At 77.0% G+C, this 15734-nt stretch carries 13 protein-coding genes; 8 read left to right on the top strand and 5 right to left on the bottom strand.

Translation table 11 applies throughout. The features are described from left to right. From KJP73_RS15815 to KJP73_RS15800, 4 genes are all read left to right on the top strand, one after another. Positions 1–2017: DEAD/DEAH box helicase (locus KJP73_RS15815; RefSeq protein WP_213283827.1), on the top strand; the 2017-nt coding region annotated here is incomplete at its 5' end. A 105-nt stretch (positions 2018–2122) separates the two neighbouring features. Continuing rightward, a complete protein-coding gene (locus KJP73_RS15810; protein WP_349628333.1) occupies positions 2123–3739 on the top strand; it encodes an amidohydrolase in 1617 nt (538 codons plus the stop codon). A 498-nt stretch (positions 3740–4237) separates the two neighbouring features. Next, positions 4238–5803, top strand: coding sequence for an apolipoprotein N-acyltransferase (lnt, locus tag KJP73_RS15805; RefSeq protein WP_213283826.1), 1566 nt, complete (start codon positions 4238–4240; stop codon positions 5801–5803). Then, positions 5800–6597 (top strand): polyprenol monophosphomannose synthase, encoded by a 798-nt coding sequence (locus KJP73_RS15800; protein ID WP_213283825.1) that lies wholly within the window; start codon positions 5800–5802, stop codon positions 6595–6597. Before lnt ends, KJP73_RS15800 begins: the two co-directional genes overlap by 4 nt. An 83-nt stretch (positions 6598–6680) precedes the next feature. On the opposite strand, the gene KJP73_RS15795 is transcribed toward KJP73_RS15800, so the two are convergent. From KJP73_RS15795 to KJP73_RS15780, 4 genes are all read right to left on the bottom strand, one after another. Further along, on the bottom strand, positions 6681–7025 hold the full coding sequence (locus tag KJP73_RS15795; protein ID WP_147793582.1) for an RNA polymerase-binding protein RbpA: 345 nt from the start codon (positions 7023–7025) through the stop codon (positions 6681–6683). Positions 7026–7174: 149 nt separating this feature from the next. Further along, positions 7175–8284, bottom strand: a complete 1110-nt coding sequence (locus KJP73_RS15790) for a carboxylate-amine ligase (RefSeq protein ID WP_249669445.1) — start codon at positions 8282–8284, stop codon at positions 7175–7177. 55 nt (positions 8285–8339) lie between these two features. Then, a complete protein-coding gene (locus tag KJP73_RS15785; protein WP_213283824.1) occupies positions 8340–9161 on the bottom strand; it encodes an SDR family oxidoreductase in 822 nt (273 codons plus the stop codon). A 114-nt stretch (positions 9162–9275) separates the two neighbouring features. Beyond that, positions 9276–9566 (bottom strand): DUF4287 domain-containing protein, encoded by a 291-nt coding sequence (locus tag KJP73_RS15780; protein WP_213283823.1) that lies wholly within the window; start codon positions 9564–9566, stop codon positions 9276–9278. A 120-nt stretch (positions 9567–9686) separates the two neighbouring features. Here KJP73_RS15780 and KJP73_RS15775 point away from each other — a divergent pair, with 120 nt between their 5' ends. The 3 genes from KJP73_RS15775 (at position 9687) to KJP73_RS15765 (ending at position 13792) form a co-directional block, all read left to right on the top strand. Next, entirely contained in the window at positions 9687–12245 is a 2559-nt protein-coding gene (locus KJP73_RS15775) for a helix-turn-helix transcriptional regulator (RefSeq protein ID WP_213283822.1), read from the top strand. An 84-nt stretch (positions 12246–12329) separates the two neighbouring features. Next, positions 12330–12716 carry an STAS domain-containing protein gene (locus KJP73_RS15770; protein ID WP_213283821.1) on the top strand — a complete coding sequence of 129 codons (387 nt, stop codon included), beginning with the start codon at positions 12330–12332 and terminating at the stop codon, positions 12714–12716. Between the two features lie 20 nt (positions 12717–12736). Next, positions 12737–13792 (top strand): hypothetical protein, encoded by a 1056-nt coding sequence (locus KJP73_RS15765; RefSeq protein WP_213283820.1) that lies wholly within the window; start codon positions 12737–12739, stop codon positions 13790–13792. A gap of 67 nt (positions 13793–13859) precedes the next feature. Here KJP73_RS15765 and KJP73_RS15760 read toward each other — a convergent pair whose 3' ends face one another. Continuing rightward, on the bottom strand, positions 13860–14099 hold the full coding sequence (locus KJP73_RS15760; RefSeq protein WP_213283819.1) for a hypothetical protein: 240 nt from the start codon (positions 14097–14099) through the stop codon (positions 13860–13862). 94 nt (positions 14100–14193) lie between these two features. On the opposite strand from KJP73_RS15760, the gene KJP73_RS15755 reads away from it, so the two are divergent. Continuing rightward, complete coding sequence (locus KJP73_RS15755) at positions 14194–15720, top strand: PQQ-binding-like beta-propeller repeat protein (RefSeq protein WP_213283818.1); 1527 nt, start codon at positions 14194–14196, stop codon at positions 15718–15720. Positions 15721–15734 lie beyond the last annotated feature (14 nt).

The following is a 15734-nucleotide window of genomic DNA, read 5'->3' as shown; positions in this document are numbered from 1 at the left end:
CGGAAGCCCCGGTCCCCCGCGCGGGCCGGGCGGTCCCGGGGGCGGCCTGGGCGGTCCCCGCCCGGTGCCGCGGCCCGTGATGGTCGACGTGCTGGACGAGGCCGGGTTGCTGCCGGCGATCGTGTTCATCTTCTCCCGCGCGGGCTGCGACGCCGCGGTCGCGCAGTGCCTGGCCGGCGGGCTGCGGCTGACGTCGCCGGCCGAGCAGGAGGAGATCCGGCTGATCGCCGAGACGCGGTGCGCGTCGATCCCCTCGGAGGACCTGGACGTCGTCGGCTACTGGGGGTTCGTGGACGCGCTGGTCCGCGGCGTCGCCGCGCACCACGCCGGGATGCTGCCGGCGTTCAAGGAGACGGTGGAGGAGGCGTTCGCCCGCGGCCTGGTGAAGGTCGTGTTCGCCACGGAGACGCTGGCGCTGGGGATCAACATGCCCGCGCGGTCGGTGGTGCTGGAGAAGCTGGTCAAGTGGGACGGCTCGCACCACGTCGACGTCACGCCGGGGGAGTACACCCAGCTGACGGGCCGGGCGGGCCGCCGGGGCATCGACACCGAGGGGCACGCGGTGGTCGTCGGCCGAGGCGACCTCGACCCGATGGCGCTGGCCGGCCTCGCCTCCAAGCGGCTGTACCCGCTGCGCTCGGCGTTCCGGCCCACCTACAACATGGCGGTGAACCTGGTCTCGCAGGTCGGGCGCGTCCGGGCCCGTGAGGTGCTGGAGACGTCGTTCGCGCAGTTCCAGGCGGACCGGGGCGTGGTCGGGCTCGCCCGGCAGGCGCAGAGCCACGCGGAGGCGCTGGAGGGCTACGCCGAGGCGATGACGTGCCACCTGGGCGACTTCCGGGAGTACTGGTCGCTGCGCAAGGAGCTCGGCGACCGGGAGCGCGGCGTGCACCGGGCCGGCGCGGCGGCGCGGCGGCAGGCGGCGGCGGAGAGCCTGCAGGGCCTCGCGGTCGGCGACGTCGTGGCGGTGCCCAGCGGGCGGCGCTCCACGCACGCGGTCGTGGTCGACCCGGGCGGCGCCGGCGGGTTCGAGGGCGCGCGGCCGCTCGTGCTGACCACCGAGCGGGAGGTCCGGCGGCTGTCCGTGCAGGAGGTCGGCGACGGCGTGAAGAAGGTCGGCCACCTGCAGGTGCCGAAGGGGTTCTCGCCGCGGGCGGCGTCGGCCCGGCGGGACCTCGCGGCGACCCTGCGGGGCGAGATCAGCGCGGGGCGGATCACCGGGGTGGCGCCGGCGCGCCGCCGCGGCCGGGCGCTCCCCGAGAACGAGGACGACGCGATCGCCGCGCTGCGCCGTGAGCTGCGCGCGCACCCGTGCCACCAGTGCCCCGACCGCGAGGAGCACGCGCGGTGGGCGGAGCGGTGGCAGCGGCTGGACGGCGAGCACCGGTCGCTCGTCCGGCGCATCGAGGGCCGCACCGGGTCGATCGCGACGGTGTTCGACCGGATCTGCGACGTCCTGGTCACCCTCGGCTACCTCGGGACCGACGACGACGGCACCACGCGGGTGACCGACGACGGGCAGTGGCTGCGCCGGCTGTACGCGGAGAACGACCTGCTGCTGGCCGAGTGCCTGCGGCGGGGGGCGTGGGACGACCTGGACGTCCCCGGGCTCGCCGCGGCGGTGTCGGCGGTCGTGTACTCGGCCCGCCGCGACGACCGCGACCGGAGCCCGGCGGTCCCCGGCGGGCCGGCGAGCCGGCTCGGCATCGCCCTGGACGCCACCACGCGGATCTGGTCCGAGCTGGACGACCTCGAGGGCGAGCACCGCCTGGAGTCCACGCAGCCGATCGACCTGGGGCTCGTGCAGGCGGTGCACCGCTGGGCGGCCGGCCGCGGGCTGGACGCCGTGCTGCGCGACGCGGACCTCGCGGCGGGCGACTTCGTGCGCTGGTGCAAGCAGGTGGTCGACGTGCTGGACCAGGTCGCGAAGGCCGCGCCGGACCAGCACGTGCGGGACACCGCGCGCAAGGCGGTGCAGGCGGTGCGCCGGGGCGTCGTGGCCTACGCGGGGACGTGACGGCGGCGGCTGCCGCCGCGGCGGGGGCTCCGGCGCGCTGACCCTGCTGGTCACGCGCCTGGTCACGGCGAGCCGCCGGGGGCGCGGGTGGCTAGGGTGCGGACCGTGAGCACCCTGTACCGGTCCGGCACCGTCGTCGTCCCGGAGGACGGGCCCGGCGGCCCGGTCCCGACCGCGCTGCTGGTCGCCGACGGCACGATCGCGTGGCTGGGCGGGGAGGACGAGGCCGACGGGCTGGCCGACGCGGCGGACGAGGTGGTCCACCTCGGCGGCGCCCTGGTGACGCCCGGGTTCGTCGACGCCCACGCCCACGTGCTCGACGCCGGCCTGCGGCTCGACGGACTCGACCTGCACGGCACCGCCTCGCTGGACGACGCCCTCGCGGCGGTGCGGGCCGCGGTGCAGGGCCCGGCGGGCCGCCGGCTGGCCGCGCACGGCGCACCGCTGACCGGCTACGGGTGGGACGAGCACGCCTGGCCCGAGGGCCGGCCGCCCACGCGCGCGGAGCTCGACGCGGCGGCGGGCGGGGCGCCGGTGTACCTGGGCCGGGTGGACCTGCACTCCGGCGTGGTCTCGACGTCGTTCGCCGACGTGCTCGGCCTGGCCACCCGGCCGGGCTGGCGCGAGGACGGCCTGGTCACGGGGGAGGCGCACCAGGCGGCGCGGGACGCCGCGCTCGACGTGGGTGCGCGGCGCGAGGGCCTCCTGCGGCTGGCGCTCGACGCGGCGGCGCGGGCGGGTGTCGTGGCGGTGCACGAGCAGAGCGCCCCGCACGTCGACACGCGGGCGGGGCTCCTGGCCCTGCTGGCGCTGACCGCCGACCCGGCGTCCGGGCTGCCGCTCGTCGTGGGCTACCGGGCGGAGCTGTGCGAGACGACCGACGACGCGCGGGAGGTCGCGGCGGCGCTGCCCGGGATCGCCGGGGTGGGCGGCGACCTGGGGATGGACGGGTCGCTCGGCAGCAGGACGGCGGCGCTGCGGGCCCCGTACGCCGACGCGCCCGCGGGTGCGCCGGACCCGGCTGGCCGGCTCGCCCTCACCGCCGAGCAGGTGAGCAACCACGTCGCCGCGGTGACCCGCGCGGGGCTGCAGGCCGCGTTCCACGTCATCGGGGACCGCGCCATGGACGAGGTGCTGCTGGGGTTCAGCGCGGCCGCCGACGTCGAGGGCGTCGAGGCCGTGCGGCGGGCGCGGCACCGGCTCGAGCACGCGACGATGCTCGACGCGCCCGCGCTCGCCACCGTGGTGCTCCTGGGGCTGACGGCGTCGGTGCAGCCGGCCTTCGACGCCGCGTGGGGCGGGGACGACGGGACGTACGCGGCGCGGCTCGGCCGGGGCCGGGCGGCCTCGACGCACCCGCTCGCGGACCTGCGCGCGGCGGGCGTCCCCCTGGCCTTCGGGTCGGACGCGCCGGTCACGCCGTTCGACCCGTGGGGCGCCGTGCGCGCGGCCGTCCGGCACCGGACGCGCGACCAGCGGATCCCGGCCGCCGCCGCGCTCGACGCCCACACGCGCGGCGGGTGGGCCGCGGCCTGTGCGGACGGGTCGGGAGCCGGTGTCCTGCGCGTCGGGGCGCCCGCCCACCTGGCCGTCTGGCAGGCCGACGGCACGGTCCCGCCCGTGTCCGGGGGAGCGACGCTCCCGCGCCTGGACGACGAGCCGGCGCCCGTGTGCGTGCGGACCGTCCGCGACGGGGTCGTGCTGCACGACGCCCTCGGCTGACGCCCCGGCCCCGATCGGGTGACCGCGGGCCGCGGGTGCGGCGGACGGGTGAAACGACCCGCCGGGCGGGGCCCGGGCGTCACCCGGTCGGCCCCGCGGACGGCGCCGTCGACACGCCGGACGACACGCCGAGACGTCTCGGCCATCGGGACAATTCGGGCACGCCTGCGCACGGCGCGTGACCTGCGCGGACGCCGCAGGCCCCGCCCGGCACGCCCCTTGACACCCCCGCTCGCTCCGGTAGGTTCTCGGCAGTGGTCCGGACGGAGGCCTCGCGCACAGCGGGCGTCCACGAGGCGTCGAGCCCGGGAGATCCGGTCCACGTCGGGCTCCGACCAGGCCCGCGTGTTCACTAGAGAACGGGCTCCGCCTCGCGGCGGTGTCGTGCGGTACGAAGGACACGCGGGCCGGTCGGTCGGCCTCTCACCCCAGCAGGACCGGTCCCGGCAGGTCGCCCCCGGTGCGGGAGACCCCAGGTCCGTGCCGTACCCTGGCGCGGTGCCGGCACGTGACCCCTCCCGCTGGTGGAGCGCGGTCCTGGCCCTCCTCGGCGGGCTGCTGACCTGGACCGCCTTCCCCGACCTCGGCTGGTCGTACGCCGCCGCACCCGGGATGGCCCTGCTCCTGCTGGCGATGCGCCGGGACAGCGCGCGGTGGAACGCCCTCATGGGGTTCGTCTGGGGGCTCGCGTTCTTCGTGCCGCTGCTCACGTGGGCCGACGACGCGGTCGGCGCCGTGCCGTGGCTCGCGCTCTCCGTGGCCGAGGCCGGCTTCGTGGCCCTGTTCGGCGCCGCGTGGTCCTGGGCCCGCCGCGGCGAGGCGGTGTGGCGCCGGGCGTCCCTGCAGCTCGTGGTCTTCACGGTGCTGTGGGTCGCGGTCGAGGAGCTGCGGTCCGTCTGGCCGTTCGGCGGGTTCCCGTGGGGTCGCCTCGCGTTCTCCCAGGACGACTCGCCGCTGCTCGCCCTGGCCCGGCTCGGCGGTGCCCCGCTCGTGTCCGGCGCCGTCGCCGCCGCCGGTGCGGCGCTCGCGCTCGCCTGGCTCGCCGCCCGCCGGTTCGCCCTGCTCGCGACCCTCGGCCGGCTCGCGGTCGTGGTCGGCGTGGTCGTCGCCGGGCTGCTGGTCCCGATGGACACGCGCGCCGAGAACGGCCACCTCATGGTCGGCGCGGTGCAGGGCAACGTCTCCGAGCCGGGGCTGCACGCCTTCGACCAGCGTCGCGAGGTCCTCGACAACCACCTCGCGGGGACGGTCGCGCTGCTCGACCAGGTGGAGCCCGGCGACCTCGACGTCGTGCTGTGGCCCGAGAACGGCACGGACATCGACCCGCAGGTCGACGCGGCGGCCGCGCGCGACATCGACGACGCCGCGCAGGCCGTCGGTGCGCCGATCCTGCTGGGGACCATCGAGTACCCGGAGTCCGGCGGCCGGTACAACACGTCGCTGCTCTGGGAGCCCGGGGTCGGCCCGGTCGCGCGGTACTCCAAGCAGCGTCCGGCGCCGTTCGCGGAGTACATCCCCCTGCGGGACCTCGTGCGGCCGTTCTCGTCCGCCGTGGACCTCGTCCAGCACGACATGATCGCCGGCACCGAGCCGGGGGTGGTCCCGCTGGAGTCCGCGCGGCTGGGCCGGACCGTGCAGATCGGCGACGTGATCTGCTTCGAGGTGGCCTACGACCCCATCGTGCGGGAGAGCGTGCGCGAGGGCGCCGAGGTGCTCGTGGTCCAGACGAACAACGCCTCGTTCGGCTACTCGCCGGAGTCCACCCAGCAGCTCGCGATGGCCCGGCTGCGCGCCGTCGAGCTCGGCCGCGCGACCGTGCAGGTGTCGACCGTCGGCGTCAGCGCCGTCATCGCGCCGAACGGCACGGTCGCCCAGGACACGGAGCTCTTCACCGCCGACCAGCTCGTGGCCCGGCTGCCGCTGCGCGACTCGCTGACCCCGGCCGCGCGGCTCGGTGCCTGGCCGAGCGGCGTGGTGGGGGCGCTGGCCGTCGTCATGACGCTCGCCGGCATGGCGGGTGCGTGGCGGGTGCGCCGCGCCGACCGTCCGGAGGCGGCCGCGTGACCGGCCCCGCGGGCCGCGTGCTCGTCGTCGTGCCGACGTACGACGAGCGGGACAGCCTGCCCCGCGCGCTCGAGACGCTGCGGCTGCACGCGCCCGACGCCGACGTCCTGGTGGTGGACGACGCCTCCCCGGACGGCACGGGGGAGATCGCCGAGCGGATCGCCGCCGAGGACGCCGGCGTGCGGGGGCGCCAGGCCATCCACGTCCTGCACCGGGCGGGGAAGCAGGGACTCGGCACCGCGTACGTCGCGGGGTTCCGCTGGGCACTGGCGCGGGGGTACGACGCCGTCGTCGAGATGGACGCGGACGGGTCCCACCGTGCGGAGGACCTGCCGGGCCTGCTGGCGCGCGTGCCCGACGCGGAGCTCGTGATCGGCTCCCGGTGGGTCCGGGGCGGCCGGGTCGTGAACTGGCCGCTGCACCGCCAGCTGCTGTCCCGCGGCGCGAACGTGTACGCGTGGCTCGCGATGGGGCTGCCCGTGCGGGACGCGACCGCCGGGTTCCGCGTGTACCGGGCGGGCACCCTGCGGGCGCTGGCGCTCGACGAGGTCGCGTCGCACGGCTACTGCTTCCAGATCGACATGGCCTGGCGGGTGGTGCGCGCCGGCGGCCGGGTGGTCGAGGTGCCGATCACGTTCGTCGAGCGCGCGGAGGGCCGGTCGAAGATGAGCCGCGCCATCGTCGTCGAGGCGCTGGTGCGGGTGACCGTGTGGGGGGCGCAGGAGCGGGCCCGGCAGGTGCGGGGCGCGCTGCGTCGCCGGCGGGGCGCCCGGGCGGGTCGCACCGCCGCCTGACACGACGACGGGCCCCGCACGCCTGACACGACGACGGGCCCCGCACCACGAGGGTGCGAGGCCCGGACGACGGACGCGGTGGGTCAGGCGCTGCGGCGCAGCTTGCCCGCCCGGAGCAGGTCGAGGCGCTCGTCGAGCAGCTCCTCGAGCTCCTTGATCGTGCGGCGCTCCAGCAGCATGTCCCAGTGGGTGCGCGGGGGCTTGGTGGCCTTCGGCTCCGGCTTGGACGCGTCGCGCAGCAGCGCCTCCTCGCCGCACCGGCACTCCCACACCACCGGGACGTCGGCCTCGACCGAGAACGGCAGGATGATCGTGTGCCCGTTGGGGCAGTCGTAGTAGGCCTGGAGACGCGGGGCGAAGTCGACGCCCTCGTCCGTCTCCATGCTGTGGGACCCGATGCGCATGCCGCGCAGGGACCGGTTCGACATCAGGGACCTCCGTGCCTTGACGTACAGACTTATCGTTTGCTCAGGGTGGTCAACGTCCGGGGACCGTCCCGTGTTCCAGTCTGGCGTGAAGGTCCGGTGAACGCGCGGCGAGCGCGGCACGGCCCCGCCGGCATGCGGTTTCCCGCAGGTCAGGAGCCCGAGCCCGCCAGGGTGCTCCGCACGGCCCGTCGCACGAGCTCCGCCTCGTCCGCGCCCTCGTGCCGCCAGGCCCGCTGCTGCTGCGCGCCGTTGCCCCGCCGCAGCAGCGTGGCCAGGTGCTCCTGGACCCACGCCAGGTCGCCGGTCCGCTCGAGCGCCGGGGTGACGTGCCGGAGCAGCTCGCCGACCGCCTGGGCCGCCGGGACCGGCCGACCCTGGTCCGGGCTCAGCAGGTCGCCCGTGAGCCCCGACCGCGCGGCCCGCCAGCCGGCGACCCGCACGACCTCCGCGCGGGGCTGCGGAGCGGACGGCGTCGCCGGGTCCAGCGCGGTCTCCGCGAGGCCCCGCACCAGCGCGCCGAGCAGCACGGCGTCCTCGGGGTCGAGGCACACGTCGGCGACCCGGACCTCGACGGTCGGGTAGCGGGCGGACAGGCGGGCGTCGAAGTACACCATCCCGGTGTCGAGGATCGTGCCGCTCGCCACGAGCGCGTCCACGGTGGCCCGGTAGGTCTCGGCGTCGCCGAACGGCGCGGTCGGTCCGGCGGTGGGCCAGCGGCCCCAGACCTGCGACCGGAAGCTCGCGTAGCCCGAGTCCTCCCCGCGCCAGTACGGGCTGTTGGCGCTCAGGGCCAGCAGCACGGCGTTCCACCGGCGCAGGTGGTCGACCACCTGCACGCCCTCGGCGTCGTCGGCCACCTCGACGTGCACGTGGCAGCCCGACGTGAGCTGGTCCCGGGCGGTCTGCGCGAACGCCTCGGCGATGTCCTGGGCGCGGCGGTTGACCACGACTGTCGGGTCGGCGTCGCGCGGCGAGGTCGCCAGCGCCGCGATCCGGGCACCCGCGTGCTGCGCCGAGGTGTCGGCGCGCCAGCGGCCCGCCCGGACCTCCTCCAGGAGCGCGGGCAGGTCCTCGCACGGGTGCGTGGACGTCTCGATCTGCTCCTGGGCGAACTCCTTCTCCAGGCTGCCGCCCGGCTGGTCCGGGTCGTCGTCGCCGTCCTGCGACGAGGCGTGCTGCAGGGCCGCAGCGGCCACCGCGCGGGGCGAGCCGTCCTCCGACACCAGCAGGAACTCTTCTTCCACTCCGATGGTCCGCACGCACCGCAGTCTGGCGGGGGACGCGGCGTCTGTCCTGCTGAGAGCGCCGCGGACGTCAGGGCCGGCGCCAGTCGTCCTCCTGCAGGTGCGAGCCGGCCATCGGGCCCATCGTGAGCATCCCGCCGTCGACGGGCCAGGACGCGCCGGTCGTGTAGCCGCCGTCCGGGGAGCACAGCAGCTCGACGACCGCCGCGATCTCCCGGGCGTCACCGGGACGGCCCAGCGGGATCCCCGGGCGCTCGTGACCCGTCAGCACGGTCTCGTCCTCCTGCCCGGTCATGGGCGTGGCGATCTCACCCGGCGCGACCGCGTTCACCGTGATGCCGTGCTCGGCCAGCTCCAGGGCGGCCACCTTCACGAGCAGCCCCAGGCCGCCCTTCGCCGCGCAGTACGGGCCGGCGCCCACCCGCGGGGCGTGCTCGTGCACGCTGGTGATCGCGACGACGCTCCCGCCCCGTCCCGCGTCGACCAGGTGCCGGGCGGCGGCCTGCAGGCACAGGAACGCCCCGTCGAGGTCCACCGACAGGACGTGCCGCCACTCCGCGAAGTCCATGTCGAGCAGCAGCGTGGAGGACCCGGTCCCGGCGGCCAGGACCGCGGCGTCGAGCCCGCCCATCGCCGCGACGAGCTCGTCGACGACCGGCGGCGCGGTCTCCGGGTCGGTCAGGTCCAGGCGGGCGAGGTGCGCCTCGGCGCCGCGGTCCCGCACCTCCGCGGCGGTCCGCCGGGCGCCGTCCTCGTCCTCGTGCCAGGTGATCGCGACGTGGCCGCCGGGGCGCGCGAGGCGCACCGCGCAGGCCTTGCCGATGCCGGAGTCGGCGCCGGTGACCAGGACGCGGCGGGGGTCGGGGCGGGCGGTGGGGTCCTGCGCGGACATGGGTCCTCCTCGCGGGCCCAGGGCCCGGTGGCGGGCGGACGGCCGCGGCGCTGCAGCCTCGGCCACACGGTGCCTCGCGCGGGCGGTGCCCGCCACTCGGTCGCGTGCCGCGCGTCAGCTCGGCCGCGTCGCCCTGCCGTCGAGCCACAGGGTGTCGGACTCGTCCCGGTGCGAGCCGTCCGAGCCGACGTGCTTCGTGCTGATCTGCGGACCGTTCCTGATCACGTGCACGAGCGCCATGGCGTGCCCGCGGCCGAGGCCGTAGTCCTCGGCGAGCCAGGCCACGATCGTGCCCGCCTTGACCGAGGGGTCGTCGAGGCCCTTCTCCTTCGCCCGGTCGACCAGCTGGCGCGGGGTGAGTCCCGTCTTGACCTCGATCGCGTCGAGGTAGGCCTGGAAGGACATCGTCGATCCTCTCGTGGGGGTGGTGGGAATCCTCGCGGACCGGTGCGCCGGAGTCGAGGCCCTGGTCGCGGCGTCCCGACCGCTCGCGCGCCCGGACGCCCGCCTGCCTAGGCTGCCGACATGGCGCGTGCCCACGAGGACGTCGACCCCAGCGCGGTCGAGGCGGCCGTGACCGTCGCCGCGGTCCGGCGCTGGCTCGATCTGGGTCGCGACGTGGTCGTCCGGGGCGACGAGGGGTCCGGCCGGTCCCGGGTGCTGCGGACCGTCCTGTCCGACGCGTCGCGCCGCGGCATCACCTCGGTGCTGCTCCGCGCGGCCGGCGACGCCCCGCTGTCCGCGCTGCGGGGGCACGCGTCCGTGCTCGCCGAGCGCGTGCCCCCGACGCCGTCCGGGCTGGCCGGCTGGCTGGCGGGGGAGCTGCAGGGACGACGCGCGGTGCTGCTCGTCGACGATCTCGACCTGCTCGACGCCGCCAGCACCGAGGTCGTGCTCCAGGCGCTGCGCCTGACCTCGGCCACCTGCGTCGCCACCACGTCGACGGACCTCACGTCCGCGGGGACGGAGGTGCGGGCGGCGCTCGTCTCGGAACGGGCCCCCGCGGAGGTGCGGCTCCGGCCGCTGGGGTTCCGCGCGACGGCGCGACTGCTGGCCGAGGTGCTGCGGGCCCCGGCGGACGTCGCGCTGACGTCCTCGATCACCGCGCGCTCCGGCGGCAACCCGCGCGTCGCGATCGCGCTGGCCGACGCCGCGCGGTTCGCGGGTGCGGCGCAGGAGAGCGCGGGCCGGTGGCACAAGACGGGCTCGCTCGACGACGTGCCGCTCGACGCCGTGGCGCACGCGCTGCTGGCCCGGCTCGGCCCCGAGCAGGTCGAGGCGCTGGAGCTGCTGGCCTGGACCGGCCCGGTCGCCGAACCGACCGCGCGCTCCGCCCTCGGTGCCGACCTGCTCGACGGGCTCGTCGCCCGGGGGCGCGTCCGGCGGCAGCACCTTGCCGGGGGTGCCACCGTCACCGTCGCGCCACCCGCTCTCGCCGCCGCGCTCCGTGCCCGTCTCGCACCCGAACGGCGTCTCGACCTGTCGGCGCGCGTCGCCGCGCGCGTCGGCCCGGACGCGCCGCACTTCCCCGACGGTCGCGTCCGGGCCGCGGACATGCTGCTCGACGGGGATCGGACCGAGTACCGGCAGTGGGCGGCGGACCTCGCCGGCGTGCTCAACGAGCGGACGAGCGCGCAGGAGGCGGCCCGGCGCGCCGCGTGGCAGACGGCCCCGACCGTCGCGCACGCGAACGCGTACCTCGACACGCTGCTGCTCCGTCGCGCGGACGCCCAGGTGGCCACGGTGTTCCAGGGGACGGAACCCACCGGCACGGACGCGCTCGACGAGGTCGTCACCTTCCGGCTCCGCGAGCTGCGCTGGGCCGCGGGGCGCGGGGAGGCCGACGCGGACCTCCTGCGCCGCGCGCGGGCGCACCCCGACCAGCTCGGCGTGGTGCAGGCGCTGCTCGCGATGCGACGGGCCGAGCCCGATGACGACGCGGCGCTCCGCGTGGACCTGCCGCCGTCCACGGTGGCGCGGGCGTGGGGGAGCGTGGTCCGCGCGGCCGGGCTCCTGGAGGCCGGCCGGCCGGACCTCGCACTCGGCGTCTGCGAGGCGGAGGAGCCCGGGGAGCCGCTGCGGGAGGTCGACCACCACCTCGACGGTCTGCACGCCGAGGCGCTGCTCCTGCTCGGCCGGCTCGAGGACGCCGCGCTGGAGTCCCGGCGCCGGCTCGAGCAGGCGCTCGACGACCTGGACCTGCTCGGCATCCGCGCGCACGCGTGCCTGCTCGCGGAGGCGCTGCTGCTCCAGGGCGAGGGGGACGCGGCCTGGCGGGTCCTCGGCACCTCCCTGCGCGTCGGCCCCGGCGGGCCGATGGACAGCACGTTCTTCCGGCGCAGCCTCACCGTCGGCGCGGTCCTCCTCGCGCAGCGCGGCGCGACCGACGTGGCGGAGGTGCTCCTCGAGGAGCTCGAGGCAACGCCACCCGTGGACCGGCCCGTGCTCGCCGCCCTGGAGCCCCTCGGACGGGCGGCGCTGGCCGAGGCGCGCGAACCGGGCAGCGGCGGGGACGCCCTCTGGGACGCCGGGCGCCGGTACGCCGACGACCGTCAGCCCCTGCCCGCGCTCGTGTGCTGGCTCGCGCACCCCGGTCCGTACGACGCGGAGCGGCTCGCAGTCGTGCGCGAGACGTTCGCCGCGTGCCGGGTCCCGCTGCTCGAGCCGTACCTGCGGCTGCACGAGGCGCTGGCCGCGGGTGACCAGGACGCGGTCGTGGCCGCGCTGGCAACCGCCACCGTGGACATCGCCGGGCTCGTGCGCACCGCGGTCGCGTCGCTGGACCCCGAGCACGCGGCGCTCGACGTCGTCTGCGCGCTCGACCCCCGCCTGCGCCCGGTGCGCGAGGAGCCCCGGCAGGAGGCGCTGTCCCCGCGCGAGCGCGACGTCGCGGCGCTCGCCGGTGCCGGTCTGACCAACCGCCAGATCGCCGACCGGCTCCAGCTGAGCGTCCGCACGGTCGAGAACCACATGTCCGCGGTGCTCGGCAAGCTCGGGGTCTCCGGCCGCGGCGACCTGACGCGCTGGTTCCCGCCGGTCACCGGCCCACGCCCCGCCACGCAGCCCCACCCGCTGCGCGACTAGGTACCCCCAGGCCTGCGTCCCGCGGGCCACCCCTGCCCGCTGCGGGCGCCCGGTGCGTGGTCGCCGCGCTGGTGCCGTAGAGGCATGGACCACGACACCCGCACCCCGGCCGGCACCACCCCGGCCGGCATCACCGTGCCGTCCGCGGCGGACGACCTCTGGGTCGACCCGGCCGAGCCCTGGACGCTGCGCATGCGCGGCGAGCTCGACCTCGGCACCGTGCGCCGGTTCTGCCGGGTGCTGCACCCGTCCGCGAGCGCCGAGCACGCGGCCCGCGCACTGACCCGGGCGGGCGTGCGGGTGGTGGACGCCGGCGCCGTCACGTTCGCCGACTCCGCCGCCGTGGACCTGATCTGCGCCCTGCACCAGCAGGGCGGGACCCGTCCCCTGCAGGTCCGTGACCCGCGCGGCGCCGTCCGGCGCGTCCTCGACGTCACGGGCGTCGCCGCCCTCGTGGACCTGCACCCCTGACAGCACGAGAGGAGACACCCATGCCATCGACCACCCTGTCCGCCGTCACCCTCGCCGCGCTCCTCATGAGCCCGCCGGGAGCGCTGGGTGCGGGACTGGCCGACGTCGTCCCCGCGGACACCGCGCCGGTCGCCGGCACCGTCACGGAGACCGGCCCGGTGGAGCCGGAGGTCGGCACGGCCGAGCCGGACGCCGGGACGGACACGTCGGGCGCCGCGACGGAGCCCGGCACCGCGCCCACGACCGGACCGACCACCGAGCCGACCACCGAGCCCACCGAGCCCGCGGACGACACCGCCGGCGACACGTGCAGCGTCTGCGCGGGCACCACGCCCGACGGGGGCGCGCAGGCCCCTGCGGGACCCGTGGGCGACGTCCCGGGCACGCCCGCGTCCGCCGGCGAGCCGGCCGCGCGCGTGACGCAGGGCTACCACCAGGACGGCGTCGACCGCCCGTTCTGGTGGGAGGACGACGGGCTGCACTTCCGCGACCCGATCCCCGCGAACGGCTACGTGAACATCAACGTGCCCGGTGCGCAGAACCTCAACATCGACGTCAACCGCGACCTGATCGGCGCGACGTTCGTGCCGTGGGACCGGTTCGGCCTGCAGCCCGGGATGTGCGTGGCGTGGACCGAGTCGAACGGGTACGGCTACCACTTCGGTGAGGACAACTCCGGACGTGGTGGCGTCGACGAGCGCGGCTGGACGTACTGCGTCCCGGACGAGCCCACCGAGCCGGACACCCCGACCGAGCCGGACACGCCGACCGAGCCGGACACGCCGACGGAGCCGGACACCCCGACCGAGCCGGACACCCCGACCGAGCCGGACACCCCCAAGGAGCCCGGCACCCCGGCCGAGCCGACCGTCCCGCTGCCGCCGGTCACCGACGGCACGACCTCTGCGGTGCTCGCCGTGGACGAGACGGTCGAGGCCGCGGCACCGCGTTCCGGCGTCCTCGCGACGACGGGCGCGTCCCCGGCGGGCGTCGCGCTGCTCGCGGGCGCCGCGTGCGGCGTGGGTGCGGTGCTGACCGCGGTGGTGCGCGGGATGCGCGGTCGCGCACGCGGGTGACCGGTCCCTGACAGCGCCTCACGTCCGCCCGGGCGGAGTCAGCCCCCGCCCGCGCGGACGTGGACCCTCAGCCGAGGTCGTCCTCGAGGCGGTCGCGGGTGACCGACGAGCCGTCGGGGCTGCGGAACGGCGTGTCCCGCGGTGGCGTCGCCTCCTCGTCACCGGTGGCGTCCTCGGCCACGTCGGGCTCCTCACCGCCGATGCCGAAGCCCGGCGCGGGCGGGGGCGCACCCGGGCCGGGGTCGGCGGCGGCGACGGTGTCCTCGGTCGGTCCGGCGTGCGGGAGCAGGGGCTCGGCTGCGCTCATGCGGCCATCGCACCGCATGGACCGGACCGGCGCCACCGCAGGTCCACGGCGCGAATCCGCCCGCGCGGAGGCCGGTGCCCCCTAGGTTGTGCCCATGGCGGCGCAGCGGGACGCGATGCAGGAGGTCGACCTCGAGGACGAGGCGCCGGACGACCTGCCCGTGGGCACCTCCGGCCTGCCGTCCGGACCGGACGACCCCCTCCGGCGGCGCCGGGCCCGCCTCCTGCGGTGGTGGCCGGTCGCCGTGCTCGCGGTCGCCGGTGTGGTGGCGACCCAGCTGGTGCTCGACACCCGGGAGCGGCAGCGTGTCGACGCCGCGCGGGAGGTAGAGGGGGTCGTCGGCCACGACGTGGGGCCCGCCCTCACCGCCACACCGGTGGGCCGGGGGTCGAGCCAGTGGCGGCTGATGTTCGGCGTCGAGGCCGGGGACCTGCGGGTGGCGGCCGACGAGTCAACCGTCGGCGAGCCGCGGGGGGTCACGGCGGTGGACGCGGCGTCGGGCGACGTGGTCTGGCGGACGGCCTTCGAGGAGACGGGTCCGGCCGCTGGCGCCGCCCTGCCGGAGTCGCCGGTGTGCTCGGCGGGGGACGCCCCGGTCGAGGAGGTCCTGTGCGTCGTCCAGGACCGGTCCGCCGGGGAGACCGACGCCTCGGGGTACCTGGGCCCGGGCCCGCTCACGCGCACACGGTTGCTCACCCTGGACGTCGCCACCGGGGCGGTCCTCGCGGAGCGGGAGCTGGCGCCCGTGTCGATGGCCTTCGCCTCCGGCCGGTACCTGGTCGTCGCGGAGGAGGTCGAGGGCGTCGTCCAGGTCCGTGCCGAGGACCTCGCGACGGGCGACGCCGAGTGGGTCGCGACGCTGCCGGAGGTGCCGTACGACGCGGGGCTGGATCAGGAGCCGGCCGGCGTCTTCGCACCGGGCATGGGCGTCCAGGCGGGCCACGTCTTCGTCCACCGGTCGATGAGCGCGGCCGCTCTGCGCCTGTCGGACGGCGCCCTGGAGGCCTCGGGCCGGAGCGTCTGGCTCGGCCGGGGCGACCGGATCCTCACCACGGGCGAGGACGGCTACACCTGGCTGCGCGGCACGGACGGCACGGGCACGGCACGGGTGCTGGGGAACCCGCTGCAGCTCACGGTCGACGACGGCAGCGTGCCCGGGCTGGACCTGCTGTCCGACACCCGCACGGGCGTCGGCGTCGTCAGCGCGGTGGAGCCGGCGACCGGCGCGACCGTGTGGTCCCACGAGGTCCCGGACTGGGCAGAGGGGTCGGCGGTCCTCCTGGACGGCGTGCTGTACGGCGCCGACACGACCGCGGTGTGGGCACTGGACGCGCGCGACGGGAGCGTGCGCTGGCGGACCGAGCGCGGCCGGGTGGACGCGATCGACGACGACGACGGCACGTCGATGTGGGTGTCCCCGATGACGGACGGACGCCAGCTGCTCCTCGTGCAGTACGAGGGCGACCAGCCCGTGCTGTCGGCGTGGTCGCTCGGCTCCGGCGCCCACCTGTGGACGACGCCGCTGCCGGAGGAGGCCGGGCAGCAGCTGGTCGTGTGGGACCACGAGCTGTTCGGCGGCGGGGAGGCCGTCGTCCGGCTGGACGACGCGGCCGACGACTAGCCCCTGCCGGCGGC

The sequence above is a fragment of the Cellulomonas hominis genome, from assembly GCF_901521055.1.
GTDB classification, from domain to species: domain Bacteria; phylum Actinomycetota; class Actinomycetes; order Actinomycetales; family Cellulomonadaceae; genus Cellulomonas; species Cellulomonas endometrii.
This window is presented reverse-complemented; position numbering and strand designations above follow the sequence as displayed.

Bases quoted from the DNA above. Each gene is read 5' to 3' on its own strand.
- KJP73_RS15780 (WP_213283823.1), bottom strand. From the start codon at position 9,566: ATGTCCTTCCAGGCCTACCTCGACGCGATCGAGGTCAAGACGGGACTC.
- KJP73_RS15760 (WP_213283819.1), bottom strand. From the start codon at position 14,099: ATGAGCGCAGCCGAGCCCCTGCTCCCGCACGCCGGACCGACCGAGGAC.
- KJP73_RS15775 (WP_213283822.1), top strand. From the start codon at position 9,687: ATGGCGCGTGCCCACGAGGACGTCGACCCCAGCGCGGTCGAGGCGGCC.
- KJP73_RS15785 (WP_213283824.1), bottom strand. From the start codon at position 9,161: ATGTCCGCGCAGGACCCCACCGCCCGCCCCGACCCCCGCCGCGTCCTG.
- KJP73_RS15770 (WP_213283821.1), top strand. From the start codon at position 12,330: ATGGACCACGACACCCGCACCCCGGCCGGCACCACCCCGGCCGGCATC.
- KJP73_RS15765 (WP_213283820.1), top strand. From the start codon at position 12,737: ATGCCATCGACCACCCTGTCCGCCGTCACCCTCGCCGCGCTCCTCATG.
- KJP73_RS15755 (WP_213283818.1), top strand. From the start codon at position 14,194: ATGGCGGCGCAGCGGGACGCGATGCAGGAGGTCGACCTCGAGGACGAG.
- KJP73_RS15795 (WP_147793582.1), bottom strand. From the start codon at position 7,025: ATGTCGAACCGGTCCCTGCGCGGCATGCGCATCGGGTCCCACAGCATG.